This is a genomic window from Phreatobacter oligotrophus, from assembly GCF_003046185.1.
Lineage (GTDB): Bacteria > Pseudomonadota > Alphaproteobacteria > Rhizobiales > Phreatobacteraceae > Phreatobacter > Phreatobacter oligotrophus.
This window is the reverse complement of the sequence record NZ_PZZL01000009.1, coordinates 1-14,111: the sequence shown is the minus strand read 5'-3', so window position 1 is coordinate 14,111 and position 14,111 is coordinate 1. Positions and strand designations below refer to the sequence as shown.

At 66.1% G+C, this 14,111-nt stretch carries 17 protein-coding genes, 1 tRNA gene and 1 pseudogene; 9 read left to right on the top strand and 10 right to left on the bottom strand.

Going from position 1 to position 14,111, the window contains the following annotated elements:
* The first annotated feature begins 25 nt into the window (after positions 1–25).
* The 6 genes from C8P69_RS18020 to C8P69_RS17995 are packed head-to-tail and all read left to right on the top strand — an operon-like array spanning position 26 to position 5,102.
* The gene (locus tag C8P69_RS18020; protein WP_108178840.1) at positions 26–1,111 is read left to right on the top strand and encodes an ABC transporter ATP-binding protein; all 1,086 of its coding nucleotides are present in this window, start codon (positions 26–28) and stop codon (positions 1,109–1,111) included.
* Positions 1,108–1,968 (top strand): ABC transporter permease, encoded by an 861-nt coding sequence (locus C8P69_RS18015; RefSeq protein WP_108178839.1) that lies wholly within the window; start codon positions 1,108–1,110, stop codon positions 1,966–1,968. Before C8P69_RS18020 ends, C8P69_RS18015 begins: the two co-directional genes overlap by 4 nt.
* The gene (locus C8P69_RS18010) at positions 1,965–2,765 is read left to right on the top strand and encodes an ABC transporter permease (RefSeq protein ID WP_108178838.1); all 801 of its coding nucleotides are present in this window, start codon (positions 1,965–1,967) and stop codon (positions 2,763–2,765) included. The genes C8P69_RS18015 and C8P69_RS18010 overlap by 4 nt, the downstream gene beginning before the upstream one ends.
* Before the next feature lies 1 nt (position 2,766).
* Positions 2,767–3,720 carry a polysaccharide deacetylase family protein gene (locus C8P69_RS18005; RefSeq protein ID WP_108178837.1) on the top strand — a complete coding sequence of 318 codons (954 nt, stop codon included), beginning with the start codon at positions 2,767–2,769 and terminating at the stop codon, positions 3,718–3,720.
* Between the two features lie 3 nt (positions 3,721–3,723).
* Positions 3,724–4,473 carry an aspartate/glutamate racemase family protein gene (locus C8P69_RS18000; RefSeq protein WP_108178836.1) on the top strand — a complete coding sequence of 250 codons (750 nt, stop codon included), beginning with the start codon at positions 3,724–3,726 and terminating at the stop codon, positions 4,471–4,473.
* Positions 4,474–4,526: 53 nt separating this feature from the next.
* Positions 4,527–5,102: a histidine phosphatase family protein gene (locus tag C8P69_RS17995; protein ID WP_108178835.1), complete on the top strand. Its 576-nt coding sequence runs from the start codon at positions 4,527–4,529 to the stop codon at positions 5,100–5,102.
* On the opposite strand, the gene C8P69_RS17990 is transcribed toward C8P69_RS17995, so the two are convergent.
* On the bottom strand, positions 5,092–5,520 hold the full coding sequence (locus C8P69_RS17990; RefSeq protein ID WP_245902118.1) for a thiol-disulfide oxidoreductase DCC family protein: 429 nt from the start codon (positions 5,518–5,520) through the stop codon (positions 5,092–5,094). The two genes, C8P69_RS17995 and C8P69_RS17990, sit on opposite strands and share 11 nt — an antisense overlap.
* Before the next feature lie 155 nt (positions 5,521–5,675).
* On the opposite strand from C8P69_RS17990, the gene C8P69_RS17985 reads away from it, so the two are divergent.
* Positions 5,676–6,095, top strand: a complete 420-nt coding sequence (locus tag C8P69_RS17985) for a DUF2177 family protein (RefSeq protein WP_170118292.1) — start codon at positions 5,676–5,678, stop codon at positions 6,093–6,095.
* On the opposite strand, the gene C8P69_RS17980 is transcribed toward C8P69_RS17985, so the two are convergent.
* Both C8P69_RS17980 and C8P69_RS17975 read right to left on the bottom strand, forming a co-directional pair.
* Complete coding sequence (locus tag C8P69_RS17980; RefSeq protein ID WP_108178832.1) at positions 6,046–6,657, bottom strand: hypothetical protein; 612 nt, start codon at positions 6,655–6,657, stop codon at positions 6,046–6,048. The two genes, C8P69_RS17985 and C8P69_RS17980, sit on opposite strands and share 50 nt — an antisense overlap.
* 86 nt (positions 6,658–6,743) lie before the next feature.
* Positions 6,744–7,358 (bottom strand): TetR/AcrR family transcriptional regulator, encoded by a 615-nt coding sequence (locus C8P69_RS17975; RefSeq protein WP_108178831.1) that lies wholly within the window; start codon positions 7,356–7,358, stop codon positions 6,744–6,746.
* 125 nt (positions 7,359–7,483) lie between these two features.
* On the opposite strand from C8P69_RS17975, the gene C8P69_RS17970 reads away from it, so the two are divergent.
* On the top strand, positions 7,484–8,815 hold the full coding sequence (locus C8P69_RS17970) for a flavin monoamine oxidase family protein (protein ID WP_170118291.1): 1,332 nt from the start codon (positions 7,484–7,486) through the stop codon (positions 8,813–8,815).
* A gap of 46 nt (positions 8,816–8,861) precedes the next feature.
* On the opposite strand, the gene C8P69_RS17965 is transcribed toward C8P69_RS17970, so the two are convergent.
* From C8P69_RS17965 to C8P69_RS17955, 3 genes are all read right to left on the bottom strand, one after another.
* A tRNA-Ser gene (locus C8P69_RS17965) sits at positions 8,862–8,951 on the bottom strand.
* Between the two features lie 103 nt (positions 8,952–9,054).
* A complete protein-coding gene (locus C8P69_RS17960; RefSeq protein WP_281260073.1) occupies positions 9,055–9,489 on the bottom strand; it encodes a L,D-transpeptidase family protein in 435 nt (144 codons plus the stop codon).
* 168 nt (positions 9,490–9,657) lie between these two features.
* Positions 9,658–9,867 carry a helix-turn-helix domain-containing protein gene (locus C8P69_RS17955; RefSeq protein WP_108178828.1) on the bottom strand — a complete coding sequence of 70 codons (210 nt, stop codon included), beginning with the start codon at positions 9,865–9,867 and terminating at the stop codon, positions 9,658–9,660.
* 617 nt (positions 9,868–10,484) lie between these two features.
* Here C8P69_RS17955 and C8P69_RS24580 point away from each other — a divergent pair.
* Entirely contained in the window at positions 10,485–10,694 is a 210-nt protein-coding gene (locus C8P69_RS24580; protein ID WP_108178826.1) for a YodC family protein, read from the top strand.
* A 1,111-nt stretch (positions 10,695–11,805) separates the two neighbouring features.
* On the opposite strand, the gene C8P69_RS17940 is transcribed toward C8P69_RS24580, so the two are convergent.
* The 4 genes and pseudogenes from C8P69_RS17940 to C8P69_RS24575 form a co-directional block, all read right to left on the bottom strand.
* Positions 11,806–11,967, bottom strand: coding sequence for a Flp family type IVb pilin (locus C8P69_RS17940; protein ID WP_108179010.1), 162 nt, complete (start codon positions 11,965–11,967; stop codon positions 11,806–11,808).
* A gap of 292 nt (positions 11,968–12,259) precedes the next feature.
* The gene (locus C8P69_RS17935) at positions 12,260–12,577 is read right to left on the bottom strand and encodes a hypothetical protein (protein ID WP_146167373.1); all 318 of its coding nucleotides are present in this window, start codon (positions 12,575–12,577) and stop codon (positions 12,260–12,262) included.
* A gap of 62 nt (positions 12,578–12,639) precedes the next feature.
* Positions 12,640–13,671, bottom strand: coding sequence for a GGDEF domain-containing protein (locus C8P69_RS17930; protein ID WP_425440769.1), 1,032 nt, complete (start codon positions 13,669–13,671; stop codon positions 12,640–12,642).
* Between the two features lie 117 nt (positions 13,672–13,788).
* Positions 13,789–13,998, bottom strand: a pseudogene (locus C8P69_RS24575) (hypothetical protein); the annotation flags it as partial.
* Between the last annotated feature and the right edge of the window lie 113 nt (positions 13,999–14,111).

The window sequence follows — 14,111 nt, the reverse complement described above, 5'->3', positions numbered from 1 at the left end:
CGGTGCGCCGCCCCCGGCCGCAGCCATGACCGAGACCGCATCCCCTGCCTTCCTCGACGTCCGCAAGGCCGCCAAGTCCTTCGGCCCCACGACCGTGCTCGACGGCGTCGACCTTGCCGTCGCGCGCGGCGAGTTCGTGTCGCTGCTCGGCCCTTCCGGCTGCGGCAAGACCACGCTGCTGCGCATCGTGGCAGGCCTGCTCTCATCCGATAGCGGCGCCGTCGTCCTCGACGGCGTCGATATCTCGAGCAAACCGCCGCACCATCGCGACGTCGGCGTGGTGTTCCAGAGCTACGCGCTCTTTCCCCACCTGACGGTGGCCGAGAACGTCGCCTTCGGCCTCGAGGCCCGCGGCGCGCCGAAAGACGAGATCCGCGCGACCGTCGCGCGCTTCCTGAACCTCATCCACATGGAGGCGCTCGCCGACCGCTCGGTGCGGGCGCTCTCGGGTGGCCAGCAGCAGCGCGTGGCGGTGGCGCGCGCTCTCGCCGTGAAGCCCAAGCTGATGCTTCTCGACGAGCCCTTCTCGGCGCTCGACCGCAAGCTGCGCGAGACCATGCAGATCGAGCTGAAGCGGCTGCTGCGCGAGGTCGGCACGACGGCGATCTTCGTCACCCACGACCAGGACGAGGCGCTGATGATGTCCGACCGGATCGCGGTGATGAACCGCGGCCGGATCGAGCAGCTCGCCGACCCCGCCACCATCTACAAGCGCCCGGCGACGCCCTTCGCCCTGGAATTCGTCGGCCTGTCGACACGGCTCGCCGGCACGGTGGTGGACAGTACGACTGAGGGCGAGGTTCTCATCGACACCGCCCATGGCCGCATCCGCGCTCCCGGCCGATTCGTCGCGGGTAGCCCGGTCCTGGCGGCGGTCCGGCCGGAGCTGATGGCTTTCGGCGAAAATGGCGCCGAGAACACCATTCGAGCGAGACTGTCGGACGTCGTGTTCCAGGGCTCGCGCATTCATGCGCATTTCGATGCGCCGGAGACGCTGCCGATCCAGATCGAGAGCGTCGAGGGGATTCCCGGTGGCGCCATACCGGGGGCGGAAATGGCGCTGTCCTGGCGCGTCGCCGACACGCTGCTCTATCCGGCGCCGGCGCCATGAGTGCATCCGCAGCCACACCCGCGCCGGCGGGCGGGCAGAAGGACCGCGTCGCCTGGCTCGCCGTTCCGGCGGTCGGCTACCTCGCCATCGTCTATGCCCTGCCGCTGGTCTTCCTGCTGGCGCGCAGCGTCACGGGACCGGAGGGCTTCACGCTCTCCCTCTTCATCCAGTTCTTCTCCGATCCCTATTCGTGGCGGGTCATCTGGAACACGCTGCGCATCGCGCTCCTGACGACGCTCGTCTGCCTCGTCATCGGCTTTCCCGTCGCCATCGCCATGGCGCGGGCCAAGGGCCTCATGCAGGTGGCGCTGCTGGTGGCGATCATCCTGCCGCTCTCGATCGGCGTGGTGGTGAAGGCCTTCGCCTGGCAGATCGTGCTGAGGCGCGACGGCGTCGTCTCGCAGTTCCTCGTCGGCACCGGCATCTGGAGCGAGCCGCAGCGGCTGCTCTTCACCGAATCCGGCCTCGTCCTCGGCGCGGCCAATGTCTTCCTCCCCTTCATGATCCTGCCGATCTATTCGGTGGTGAAGCTCATCGACCCGCGCCTGTCGGAAGCCGGCGCGACGCTGGGGGCGAGCCCGTTCTACCGCTTCCGCCGCATCTTCCTGCCGCTGACCATGCCGGGCCTCGTCTCCGGCATCGCCTTCGTCTTCTCGATGTCCGTGTCGATGTTCGTCATCCCGAGCCTGCTCATCGGCGACCGCTTCCAGATGCTGGCGACGCTCACCGGCCGGTCGTTCCTCCTGATGCGCAACGAGGCGCTGGGCTCCACGACGGCCGTCGTGCTGCTGGTCCTCGCCGTCTCCATCGTCGTCGCCTCGTCGTGGCTCGCGAAGCGCCTTGGAGGCTCACAATGACCGCCACCGAACGCATCGCCTCCGCTCTCGTCTGGGTCTTCGCGATCTTCGCCATCATCTTCCTGCTGACGCCGCTGGTGGTGACGGTGGCCGTGTCCTTCGGATCTTCGGCGGTCTTCACCCTGCCGCCACCGGCCTGGTCGATGCGCTGGTACAACCAGTTGCCGGGCACGCGCGGCCTGTGGCCGGCGCTCGCCACCTCCGTGCAGATCGCGGCGCTGTCGACGCTCATTTCGCTGGTGCTCGGCACGCTCTGCGCCATCGCTCTGGTGCGTGGCCGCTTCCCGGGGCGCGATTCCATCGCCACGTTCCTCGTGTCGCCGCTGATGCTGCCCGGCCTCGTGGTCGGCATCGCCATGCTGCAGGGCTTCAAGGCGGTGGGGCTGCGCGAGGCCTGGCCGAGCCTGCTCGTCGCCCACGTGGTCATCACCATGCCCTATGTGGTGCGCACCGTTCTCGCCGCGCTCAGCCTCTTCGATTTCACGCTGATCGACGCCGCGCGCACGCTCGGCTGTTCCTATGGCAAGGCGCTGCGCAAGGTGATGGTCCCGGCGCTGGCACCGGCCTTCCTGACCTCGGCCATGTTCGCCTTCCTCGCCTCAATGGACAATTATCCGATCTCCATCTTCTTCACCGATGCCTGGACCAAGACGCTGCCGATCCAGATGCTACAGTTCGTGGAGGAGCGCCCGGATCCGGTCATCGCCGCGATCTCGACGGGGCTCATCCTGCTGGCGGTGATCGCGCTCATCATCGGCGACAGGCTGGTGGGTCTGAGGCGCCTCGCGGATTTCTGACATGTCCCTCGCCGCCCCGCCCGTCACCGACCGCGACTTCCGCGGCTACGGCGCCTCGCCGCCCGCCATTCGCTGGCCGAACGAGGCGCGTCTCGCCGTCTCCATCGTCGTCAATATTGAGGAGGGCGCGGAGCTGTCGCTCGGTGCCGGGGACGAGGCCAACGAGTTCATCTACGAGGCCGTGGAGCGCATCGAGGGCTCGCGCGACCTCTGCATGGAGAGCCATTACGAATATGGCACCCGTCGCGGCTGGCCGCGCATCCGCAAGGCCCTCGCCGATCGCGGCATCGCCACGACGCTGAACGCCTGCGGCCGCGCCATTGCCCTCTCGCCCTGGCTGGCGCAGGAGGCCGTGGCGGACGGCCACGAGGTCTCCTGCCACGGCTGGCGCTGGGAGAAGCACGTCAACATGCCCGAGGCGACCGAGCGCGCGGCGATCGGCAAGAGCGTCGCCGCCATCGCGGCGGCCGCCGGCACGCCGCCGGTCGGCTGGCACACCCGCTCCGCGACCTCGGTGAACACGCGGCGGCTGCTCGTCGAGCAGGGCGGCTTCCTCTACGATTCCAATGCCTACAACGACGACATGCCGTTCATGCACGCCCAAGGCGACCGCGACCTCGTCATTCTGCCCTACGCCTTCGACACCAACGACATGCGTTTCCAGCCGGGGGGCGGCTTCATCCAGGCCGACGATTTCGCCCGCTACTGCATCGGCGCCTTCGACCGGCTGATGGCGGAGGGGGCCGACGAGCCACGCATGCTCTCGATCGGCCTGCACCTCCGCATCATCGGTCGGCCCGGCCGTATCGGCGGGCTCGAGCGGCTCCTCGACCACATGGCGGCAACGCCCGGCGTCTGGTTCGCGCGGCGCGATGCCATCGCCCATCACTGGCGGGCAGGCCTTGGCCTCGAGCCCTGGCAGCCCCGCCCCGCCCTCTCCGCCTTCGGGGCCTGACCCATGCGCATCCTCGTCGCCAATCCCAACACGACCGAGGCCGTCACCGCGCGACTCATGGCGGCTGCGGCTGCGGTGAAGGCGCCGGCGACGGAGCTGGTGCCGATGACCGCGCCGCGCGGCGTGCCCTACATCGCTACCCGCGCCGATGCGGTGATCGGCTCGGCCGTCGCGCTGGAAATGCTGGCCGAACGCCACCGCGACGTGGACGCGGCGATCATCGCCGCCTTCGGCGATCCCGGCCTTGGCGGCGCGCGCGAACTCTTCGACATTCCCGTCGTCGGCATGGCCGAGGCGGCGATGCTCACCGCCTGCATGCTCGGCCGCACGTTCGCCATCGTCACCTTCTCCGGCGGGCTCGTGCCCTGGTACAACGAGTGCCTCGACTGGAACGGCTTGCGCGGCCGCTGCGCCGGCATCTTCGCGCTCCAGGGCGCCTTCGCCTCCATCGCCGACGTGCAGGAGGAGAAGGAGGAGGCGCTGGTGGCGCTCGCCAACCGAGTGGTGGCGGAGGCCGGCGCCGATGTGGTCATCCTCGCCGGTGCGCCGCTCTCGGGCCTTGCCCAGAGCGTCCGCGACCGCGTGCCGGTGCCGCTGGTCGATGGCATCCAGGCGGCGGTGAAACAGGTCGAGGCGCTGGTGGCGCTCCGGCCCGCCAAGGCGACCGAGGGCACGTTCCGCCGGCCTGCCGCCAAGACCTGCACCGGCATACCCGAGGCCTTGCGGGCGCGCTTCGAGCGGCGTGACGGGTGAAGCGGCGATCCGGCTCCGGCGTGGTGGCGTAGCTCCTTTTAAAGGAGCATCCCATGGCCGCGCGAGCGATCGACCGCAGGATATTTGCCGGCTTGCTGGCCGCGGCCCTCGTGTCGCCCGCTGTCCCGGCCATGGCCGACGAGGCGCGCGCCTGGGCCGTGCTGGCCTCAGGCGGCATCGTCCTGTTCCGCCATGCCAATGCGCCGGGCGGTGGCGATCCGCCGGGCATGCGGATCGGCGACTGCGCCAGCCAGCGCAATCTCGACGCCGCGGGACGGGAGCAGGCTCGCCGCATCGGCCTCGCCTTCACGACACGCGGCATCTCGGTGGGCAGCGTGCTCACCTCGCAATGGTGCCGGACGCGGGACACCGCGGCGCTGGCCTTTCCCGGTCGGGCGACCGACGCACCGGCCTTCAACTCGTTCTTCTCGGACCGGGGACGGGGCGACGCCCAGACGGCGGCGGCACGGGAGATTCTTGCCGGTTGGAGTGGCCCTGGCGCACTGGTCGCGGTCACCCATCAGGTGAACATCACCGCGTTGACCGGCATCTTTCCCGCCTCGGGCGAGGGCATCGTGCTGGAGCGGCGCGGCGGTAGCTTCGCGGTGGCGGGGCGGATCAGGCCCTGACGCGGCGGCGCTGCCAACGGGCGACAGCCCGGGAGAGGAACGGACGCACGGGCAGGAAGCCGCGATAGGCGAGTTCGAGCAGGGGCGTCACGCCGGGAAGGCGACCGAGCCTGGCGACCCAGCGCCAGGCCGGCACCGCGCCCCAGAGCGTGACGAAGGCCGCCGCGCCGGAGCGCAGCGTGCCGTCCGCCTCGCGGACATGGAAGCGGGCCATGGCGGCCTCGGGCGTCAGCCGCGGGTCGAGCGGCGCATCGGGCGAGGCCACGTCGACGAAGCACAGCCGGCCCTCGCCGTCCTGGCGACGGTAGAGATCGATCTCGGCCCGGCAGAGGGGGCAGGAGCCGTCGTAGAAGACGGTCGGCCCGGGCTCGGCAGGCCGGTCGCTGGATATCCTGTCGTCCGGCATCGGGAACCTCATGGCACTGTTCTGATTACGCGGATTGCGGCTCGCCGGTTCTCATGGACTGCGGCTGCCGGTCGCGACACCATTGGCGCCATGGTCCATCGGGGCCATCGAGCCGTATCCGAGCCACACCCCAGCGGCCGCAAGGCCTGACCCCGGACCCTCATCCCATGATCCAACGTCTCGTCGTAGCCTACTTTGTCACCCTCCTCGCCTTCATCCTCATCGACGTGCCCTATCTCATGGCCTTCGGCGTGCCGATGTTCCGCGCCGTGCTCGGCGACGTACTGCTGCAGGATGCCCGGCTGCTGCCGGCCGCGCTGTTCTACCTGCTCTTCCCCGCCGGCATCGTGCATTTCGCCATCCGTCCGGCGCTGGCCGACGGTTCGCTGGCCACTGCTGCCGGCAATGGCGCGGCTTTCGGCTTCTTCGCCTACATAACCTATGAATTGACCAACCACGCGACGATGCGGCTTTGGAGCTGGGGCCTGGTCATCACCGACACCGCCTGGGGCACGGTGCTGACCGGCGCTTCCGCCGTCATCGGCCTGCTGGCGGCGCGACGCTTGTCGGCCCGGGCGCCGGGCTGAGGGCGGGTCCCCGCAGCCGTCGGGCGAGGAAAGCCATCACGCACGTCAGGCCGGTGACGCTGAAGGCGTTGATGCGCTGAAGCGTCGCCGTCTCTTCTGCGCTGATGGCAACGAGCCCCTCGAAGCCCACCAGCCGCACCAGCGCCATCAACAGGACGATGGCCGCCACTGTCGCGCCGAGACCGACGAGACGCTCGCGCCCCGCCAGCGTCAGCAGCGGCAGGACGAGGCAGGGCAGGTAGAAGAGTTCGACACCGGAGGCCGGGCCGAGCGCGGCCGTGCAGAGCGCGGTGTTGCCGATGCCGGCGACCATGAGCGCCGCGGCCCCGCGGGCCTCACCCTGGCGCAGGAGGTAGGGCACGGCGGCGAAGATCGGCCCGGACAGCCAGGACAGCAGCGACGGCCAGGCCCGCCCGCCGAGCAGCAGGTAGAGATAGAGCGGATAGAAGGGCTGGTTCGACACGATGATGAAGGACACCGAGGCGGCGATGGAGCCGCGCGGGGTCGGCGCGTCGAAATAGGCCCAGAGGCGGCGAAGGGCGTCCATCGTGGCGGCCAGCATCGGCGTGATCTCCCGCACGAAACGGAGTGTCTACGCGCAATGGGCGCCGGGAGATCTCTCGAGATGGGATTCGCGCTGTTCCGACGCTACATCATGCCGGCGGACAGCATCTTCGCGGCGCGAATGATCGCATCGACCAGCGCGTCGGGATCGATTCCCAGATCGCCTGCCGGCTCGATCAGCGTTGGCAGCCCTTCCAGCATCGAGACAACAAGGGTTGCCGTGAGGAGCGCCTTGGCAGGTGGCAGCCCGGGAGAGTCGGCCATCAAGGCGTCGCGCATGATGTCGAGATAGGATCGAAAGAACAGCAGAATGGCGTTTCTCGCCGCGTCATCATGGCTGGCGCGGCCCTCGATCATCGCCATCACGCCGTGGTTATCCCAGTGTGCCGTTTCCATCGCTGCGAACCGGACAAGGCTGGCGAAGTGCTCGCCCTCGGCGCTCACGGCGAGGACAGTTTCGATCCGCTCGCGATATGAGGCGACCGTCTGACGCACGAAGGCCTCTAGCAGCGCGGCCTTGTTGGGATAGTGATACTGGAGCGCCGCGAGGGACAGTCCCAGACGCTTGGCGACATCGCGCATCGAGACATCATCGAGCCCCTTCTCCTGCGCCAGGCTCTTGAGGGCCTCCAGGGCACGCTGCGCCGTCGGCTTTGCCGCCACCGACGTTCCGGTCGCGTCCTCGTCTCGGATCGTCATCAACCATCCCTCTACCTGTCACTTGACAGGTGCAAATCGCCGCTTACCTGTCAAGCGACAGGCGAGCCTCTCGTCCGTCGTTTCGGACCAACAGTCGGGACCTGTAAGGAGCAAGTATGTCGAGCGTGGACGTCGTCGTGGTTGGCGCGGGCCTGGCGGGACTGTCGGCAGCCTGGCGGCTGAAGGAGAGTGGCGCCTCGGTGCGCTTGCTTGAGGCCCGTTCGCGCGTCGGCGGCCGCGTTCTGTCCGAAGGCCTTGCGCCAGACCACTCCCAGTGCCGGGGTCAGGTCATCGATCTCGGGGCGCAGTTCATCGGCGATGCCCATACACGGATGTCCTCTCTCGTTGCGGAAGTCGGCCTGACACGCATTCGGCGGAGCCGCATCGGCAAGAGCATCCATCTGGCCTCGCACCATGCGAAGCCCGTCCTTGCCAATAACGACGGCCTGCCGCTGTCGACCTTGGGCAAACTCGACGCGATGCAGATCGACTGGCGGATCGGCCGCCATCTGCGGGACTTGCGTCGCACCGGCGCGGCGGCTCTCGATGACCTGACGGCGGCGCGATACCTGCACCAGATCGCCTTCACGGACGAGGCGCGCCGTTTCATGACGGGCTACATCGAAGCGGAGTTCTGCGCGCCTGCCGATGGCGTCTCGGCGCGCGAGCTTCTGGAGCAGCTCGCCTCCCTTGGCGGGCGCGCGGCGGAGGCGGATTCCGCGGGATGGTTCCTTGCAGAAGGGACTGGTCCCATCGCGGATCATCTGGCGGCCCGGCTTGGATCGTCGGTCGTTCTCAACGCGCCGGTGCGGCGCGTGCAGCAGGAGGCAGACCTCGTCATTGTCGAGACGGAGACGGAGGCTCACCGTGCGCGGAACCTGATCGTCGCGACGCCCCCGCAGCTCTACGGGGCCATGGGGCTTCTTCCCCTCCTGCCGGACCATCGCCGGGCGGTGATTGCGGGCTACCGGCCAGGCTCGGTGGTCAAGACAGTGCTGGTCTTCGAGACGCGGTGGTGGCGTGACCAGGGGCTTTCGGGGTCGCTGCTCGCGCCCGGCGCCCTGTGCAACGCCGCCATGGACGCGTCCTCGCCGGAGGCAGCCACCGGCGTGCTGGTGCTGTTCTCGACAGCGGCCAGCGGGCAGGAGCTCGGTCGAACGACCGTTGAGGCCGACCGGATCACGCGCATCATGCACTGGCTGCGCTCCGTGACCAACCAAGGCATTCCGGAGCCGATCGCCGGGCGCTCCACGGACTGGAGCGCGGAGCCTTGGTCGCTGGGCGGCTATGCCAGCCGTCGGAGCCCCGGCGGCTGGGCGGCGGCCCCGGACCTTTTTGCGCGGATCGGCCGCATCCATTTCGCCGGAACCGAAACGGCGACGGTCTGGCGCTCGTTCATGGAAGGCGCGCTTCAATCGGCCGAGCGCGCGGCCGAGGCGGTTCGAACGACAGCGTAATCGCCAGCGCCGCGTGGCGCTTGTCCGAAGGGCGTAGATCTGGGGATGGCGGACAGGGCGGGATTCGAACCCGCGATACGGTTGCCCGTATACACACTTTCCAGGCGTGCGCCTTCAACCACTCGGCCACCTGTCCACGAAGGGCGCTGCATAAAGGCGCGGCCGCCGAATTGCAAGCGCATGACACCCCGCCGTCCGGCCGCGGCCGGACGCTCCGGATCGAACCGGCGCGGACCGGCTCAGCGGCGCAGATACCACTCGGTGAAGTAGCGGCTGTCGGAGGCGCCCGCCGGCGCCATGACGCGGGGCGCCGGGCGGGCGGCGACGCGCTGGGCGGCCGGAATGGCGCCACCCTGAACGGTCCGCGGCACCGCCGTGCGGACAGCCGCCTGGCGCTGCGTCGGCTGGGCGAGGCGCATCTGCGCGGTGCGGGTGGCGCGGCTCGCAACGGCAGCCGGCGGCGCCTGGCGGGGCGAGGCGCCCTCGATGACGATGCGGGTCGACCCACGCTGGCGCGCCACCATCTCGAAGAGGGTGCGGGCATTGCCGGGGGCGAGGCGGATGCAGCCGTGGCTGTCCACCCGGCCGAGGCGGCCCACCATGGTAGTGCCGTGGATGGCATAGCCGCCGCGGAAGAAGACGTCGCTTAGGAGCGGTCTGCAGTGTTCCCTTATTCAGGCGCCGACCGAAACACAAAGCCCCGGCGGAGCTGGTCGGGGTTGCTCAGCCGGGGCTTTGTGTGATTCCAGACGAAGAATCATGTTGAAGCGCTGGTCGAGCCTGAGGCCGTGACCGAGCCGGATGCGCGGGAACGGCTACCAGCGAAAGTAGGTTCAAAACTCTCAGCCGTCCCTGAGCAATTCACTCGGTGCGACGCCTAAGGCCCGCGCGAGCGCGGCAAGCGTGTCGAGCCCGACTGACACTTTCCCCGCTTCTACCCGCGACACGTAGGACCGGTCGACCCTTGCTTTCTCGGCTAAAGCCTCCTGCGACAGGCCAACGGCTCGCCGAGTTCGCCGGAGATTGCGCGCAACCACTTTCCGAATGTCCATGCGGCGACGGAATGGGATTGTCGACGCGCACGCCACGGACTATCGTCCACAAAATACGTCTTGGCATTTTGCTTACTTGCCGCAGGTCCTTGGGACGAACCCGCTGGAGCGCTTTCGGGAAGTCGGCTCATTGCCGATGCAGTTATCATCGCGGGATCGGCCAGGATGCGGTTTGACTTTTCACCTGCGAGGTTCCCCGGTCTGAGGTTCAGGCTTTCCCTGTCCGAGGGAAGCCACGACTTGGGGCTGCGGGTCCGAGCTCGAGTTTTTGGTTCCGCCGTTGGTTCGCTGTTCATGTTTGAGGAACTTGGCGCTTGGGCCTTTGAGCGCGGGGTGAAGTGTCAGATTTTGCAAGCTTCGTCTCGCGAAGAGTATCGCTTCACGCTTTGGCTCGAGGACGATGTGGTAGCGGCTGAGTTCCTCCTTGTTTGGGTGTTTGACGATGCGGCGTCAGCTAGCGACCAAGTGATCGAGTGGCGCCGCAAATTCGCTGCGCTTCGTAAAAGAACTTCGCGGCTCGTCCACGACGCAACCGAATTGAAGCGGACTCTTATGCTTGCTGTCACCCCTTCGAGATCTTCAGTAGGAGAAGTTCCTTTCTTGCAGCAGTCAATCTGATGACCCGAACCTATAGCGTTGGCGATCTAGTTCGCCTCAAATCGGGAGGTCCAACGATGACAGTCGAGCGGGTCGATGACGACGGAATGGTGCAATGCCTTTGGTTCCCCACCCCGGGTAAACCGCCTTCAAGCAGATCGTTCTCGTTCGGCGTTTTAGAGCCAGCAACAGGTAAGGGCGTCAGGCCGAACGCTATCCGATTTCGTTAGCGCTGGTCCGAAGTGGGCAGAAATACCGAACATTTGGTTTCAGGCGACGATTTAGGAGCGGAGCTTAACGGGCAGTTGGATTTCGCCACTGCGCTCAATTCGGGATGGTCACTGCCGATGTCTTGTCGACGGCAGCGGATTGGATCGATAACACCGCTCTGCCATTCTCCTTGCTGCCCCGATGTTGAGCATGTGCATTGCCGATCAGTCGGGCCAACGGGATTGTCTCATCCGATTGATTGTGCCGGTTACGGCCCGGTGGCGCCGTCGACGTCATTGCCCGTCTGCTGCCGACCCATTTGGGCGCAGCTTGGTCAATCGATCGTAGTTCAAACCCGGAGCGGTTCACTCAGGTCCGCCTGGCGCCAACGCGAAAGCTTGTTTATGCGGACAGGCGACGTTGTATCAGGCCATTTGACCGGGGGCCACGTGTGCGTGTGACCGGTCGAGATGATTGGCAGGGTCACGCAAGAGCTGCATCTATTTGGTGTCGACTTTCGCCACTATCGCCAGCGGCGGCCCAGAAGGCCCTTCCGTGGGGCGCGTTGTGGGCGATGATTGCCACCAAGGTCGGTTATCAGAGTTGGCCGGATCATATTCGGCCCGCTGCTTCCCCGAGGCGGCGGTTTTTGCCAAACGTTGATCCTACCGGTCAGCTAGCGTGTTCTGTCAAAGACAGAGCGGGAAGATAGTTTAGCACCTTCCACTTGCGATGTCAGCCACGCCTTCTCTGCCTCACTTCCTTTCGCTGTCAACCTATAGGCTGGAACGCCCGGCCAACCGCTGTCGCCCTTGGTAAGGATCCCAGCCTGGACCATTTCATCGACGAGCCGGTGATCGAACTTGAACTTCAGGGGTAATTTGACCAACTGGCCGTGGCCCCGAGCAACGAGCTTCAGGACGCGAACATGATGGATCGACAGCACGAAGGGCTTGTCTGGCGGCGCGTCGCTGAGGAATAGGTCATCCACCACCGGCCCCCATCGCGGCGACTGCCGAAAGCTCGAAAGGGGAAAGCGCTGGCTGGGGCGCTCTCCCCTCACTTGCCGGCGAAAACTACGCTGCCTGAAAATTACCCTACGGCATATGCCTTAAGGGACGGTGAAGACAATCACTTCATCGCTGTGTTTAGACCGGTGAATTTGGTGTTCACCTTCGAGCCGAGGGCGTAGACCGCCGTGATGACAACCGCTGCGATGCCGGCGGCGATGAGGCCGTACTCGATAGCTGTGGCGCCGCGAGTGTCGGCGATGAAGGCTCGCATGGTACGCATGATGAACTCCTGTTTCGTCGGATGTACCATGAGGTCATTAACCTCTGCCTAACGTTCTGCTGGAACTTCAAAGGCAGCCGTTGGGTTTATCCGTACTAGCCTCCGTGAGCAGCCTCGCGAGGCAAGGCCCGTTGTCGCTTGAGCGGAGCTGTCAACGGCGAGAAGAGCAGGAGGTGCGGGCTTCACTCCCCCGCCCCCGGCCCGCCGTCGAACGCGTCCTTCGGCGGCGGGCCGTTTTGTCTCGGAACTCCAAAGGTATCCAGCCGACTTTGGCTGACAGCGCGGGGATGGCTTAAACTCGCGCAAGGTCTCCGATGATCGTCCTAATGCGGGCGCGAACATCGTCCATCACGTCGCCTTCTTTGGCGATGATCAGATAAAGGAAATAGCCTTGGGACACGATGCTCTTGGCGATCTGCAACACTTCCAATTTGTCGCGTTCGGACAAGGCGCTGACGTTCGCTGCTTCGCTGACGTTGCCGGCGCACTTGATGAGATCTGAGGTCGCTGTCACGAGATCCCCACTCGGCAGCGCTCGCCCGTCACTCAGCGGCCCGGAAACAGGAGTATCTTGGGATCGTTCGACATTTTCGGTCCAGCTCCAAAACATAGACACGCCTTCGATCGGCGTCTCGCGATCGACGGCGCTGGTTTTTCATCGCTATTGAAATGTCATCGCGGCGCCGTCTGATCTGCTTGTGAGGCAGGAGCCGTCGGAGGCGGCGCTTGGCCTGGCTGAATAGGCGGGGCTTCATGCAGAGGCAGGTCGTTGCCGACGCAATTTCGACCGTCGGATTTGGCGCGGTAAAGCGTCTCATCCGCTTGAGCGATCAGGCCCTTAAGAGATGGCCAGCCTGCCTGCGATCCGGCCGTCGCAATTCCGATGCTGATCGTTACGACTGGTGCTGCCGAGTTCCCGACATGGGGTATCGAAAGCTCTTGGACTGCCGAGCGAATCCGCTCGGCAACCACCCTCGCGCCGGCCAGGTTGGTTTCGGCAAGCAGCAATGCGAACTCCTCGCCACCATAGCGAGCCGCAAGGTCGCTCGGCCGTGTGGCGTGGCTCTGGATCACCGCCGCGATCTGTTGAAGGCAATTGTCGCCGGCTAGATGGCCGTAATGATCGTTGAAGGCTTTGAAGTGATCAGCGTCGATCAGCAGAAGGCTAACATCGCTTCGGCTCTGTCGAGCTATCGCCAGCTCGCGTTCCGCCCGGTCATCGAGAAAGCGACGGTTGGCAAGGCCGGTCAAGCTGTCCAGCGTCGCGAGACGTGAGAGGTGGCCCTCCAGTTGCTTGTGCTCCGTTACGTCGCGCGAGATAGCCACGACACCATCGACACGGCCGGTCTTTGGGTCGCGCGTTACGGAAAGGGAGGATTCAAGCCATACGGTCCCGGTGTTGCGGTGCCGAGTGCGGTAGGCGATCATCGCCTCCTCTCGCTCTCCGGTCTTTAGCGCTGCAACGACACCTTCGACCGCAGCCCTATCCTCCGGGTTGAGCCCGGCGAGAGCGTTTCCTCCGACCAAACTCTCCGGGGGCCACCCGAGCACGCGCAGGGAGGCTGGAGAAACGTATGTCAGGGTTCCATCGAAGGCGATCCGGGAGACCATGTCATTCGAAGCCTCGGCCAATAGGCGAAATTCGGCCTCACGGGATGAAACGATCGCGAGCAGGCGTTGGCGGAGGGTCAGTTCACGCAACATGAGCGAACCGAGCAGACCAATCAGGACAGTAAGCCCGATCACCATCCCCATGCGCCATGCCGCTTCAATGCGCCAGGGCGCAAGCACCTCATGTTGGCCCCTGGCGACGAGAACCAGCAGCGGGAGTTTTTCGCTGCGGTGATATGCGCTGATCCTCGTAACCCCGTCGAGCACGCTCCTGAAATGAACAATGCCTGAGGTCGCGGACGAGACGTGGCGATAGAACGGCGAGCCCGTAAAGTTGCGGCCGATGGCATTCTCGTCCGCCGGGAAACGCGCCAACAGAGTACCGTCTGTTTTCAGTAGTCCGATGGATCCCTCATTGCCTACGCTGAACTGTCTAAATGTGGGTTCTGAGGAGGTTGTTCATCGCCCGTGAGGGCCTGATGGTGGTCGTCGCGACACGAAGCACCACAGGGCACGAGGATGAACAACCCGCA

Coding starts and splice junctions, on each gene's coding strand:
- C8P69_RS18020 (WP_108178840.1), top strand. CDS start 26: ATGACCGAGACCGCATCCCCTGCCTTCCTCGACGTCCGCAAGGCCGCC.
- C8P69_RS18015 (WP_108178839.1), top strand. CDS start 1,108: ATGAGTGCATCCGCAGCCACACCCGCGCCGGCGGGCGGGCAGAAGGAC.
- C8P69_RS18010 (WP_108178838.1), top strand. CDS start 1,965: ATGACCGCCACCGAACGCATCGCCTCCGCTCTCGTCTGGGTCTTCGCG.
- C8P69_RS18005 (WP_108178837.1), top strand. CDS start 2,767: ATGTCCCTCGCCGCCCCGCCCGTCACCGACCGCGACTTCCGCGGCTAC.
- C8P69_RS18000 (WP_108178836.1), top strand. CDS start 3,724: ATGCGCATCCTCGTCGCCAATCCCAACACGACCGAGGCCGTCACCGCG.
- C8P69_RS17995 (WP_108178835.1), top strand. CDS start 4,527: ATGGCCGCGCGAGCGATCGACCGCAGGATATTTGCCGGCTTGCTGGCC.
- C8P69_RS17990 (WP_245902118.1), bottom strand. CDS start 5,520: ATGAGGTTCCCGATGCCGGACGACAGGATATCCAGCGACCGGCCTGCC.
- C8P69_RS17985 (WP_170118292.1), top strand. CDS start 5,676: ATGATCCAACGTCTCGTCGTAGCCTACTTTGTCACCCTCCTCGCCTTC.
- C8P69_RS17980 (WP_108178832.1), bottom strand. CDS start 6,657: ATGCTGGCCGCCACGATGGACGCCCTTCGCCGCCTCTGGGCCTATTTC.
- C8P69_RS17975 (WP_108178831.1), bottom strand. CDS start 7,358: ATGACGATCCGAGACGAGGACGCGACCGGAACGTCGGTGGCGGCAAAG.
- C8P69_RS17955 (WP_108178828.1), bottom strand. CDS start 9,867: ATGGACATTCGGAAAGTGGTTGCGCGCAATCTCCGGCGAACTCGGCGA.
- C8P69_RS24580 (WP_108178826.1), top strand. CDS start 10,485: ATGACCCGAACCTATAGCGTTGGCGATCTAGTTCGCCTCAAATCGGGA.
- C8P69_RS17940 (WP_108179010.1), bottom strand. CDS start 11,967: ATGCGTACCATGCGAGCCTTCATCGCCGACACTCGCGGCGCCACAGCT.
- C8P69_RS17935 (WP_146167373.1), bottom strand. CDS start 12,577: ATGTTTTGGAGCTGGACCGAAAATGTCGAACGATCCCAAGATACTCCT.
- C8P69_RS17930 (WP_425440769.1), bottom strand. CDS start 13,671: ATGTTGCGTGAACTGACCCTCCGCCAACGCCTGCTCGCGATCGTTTCA.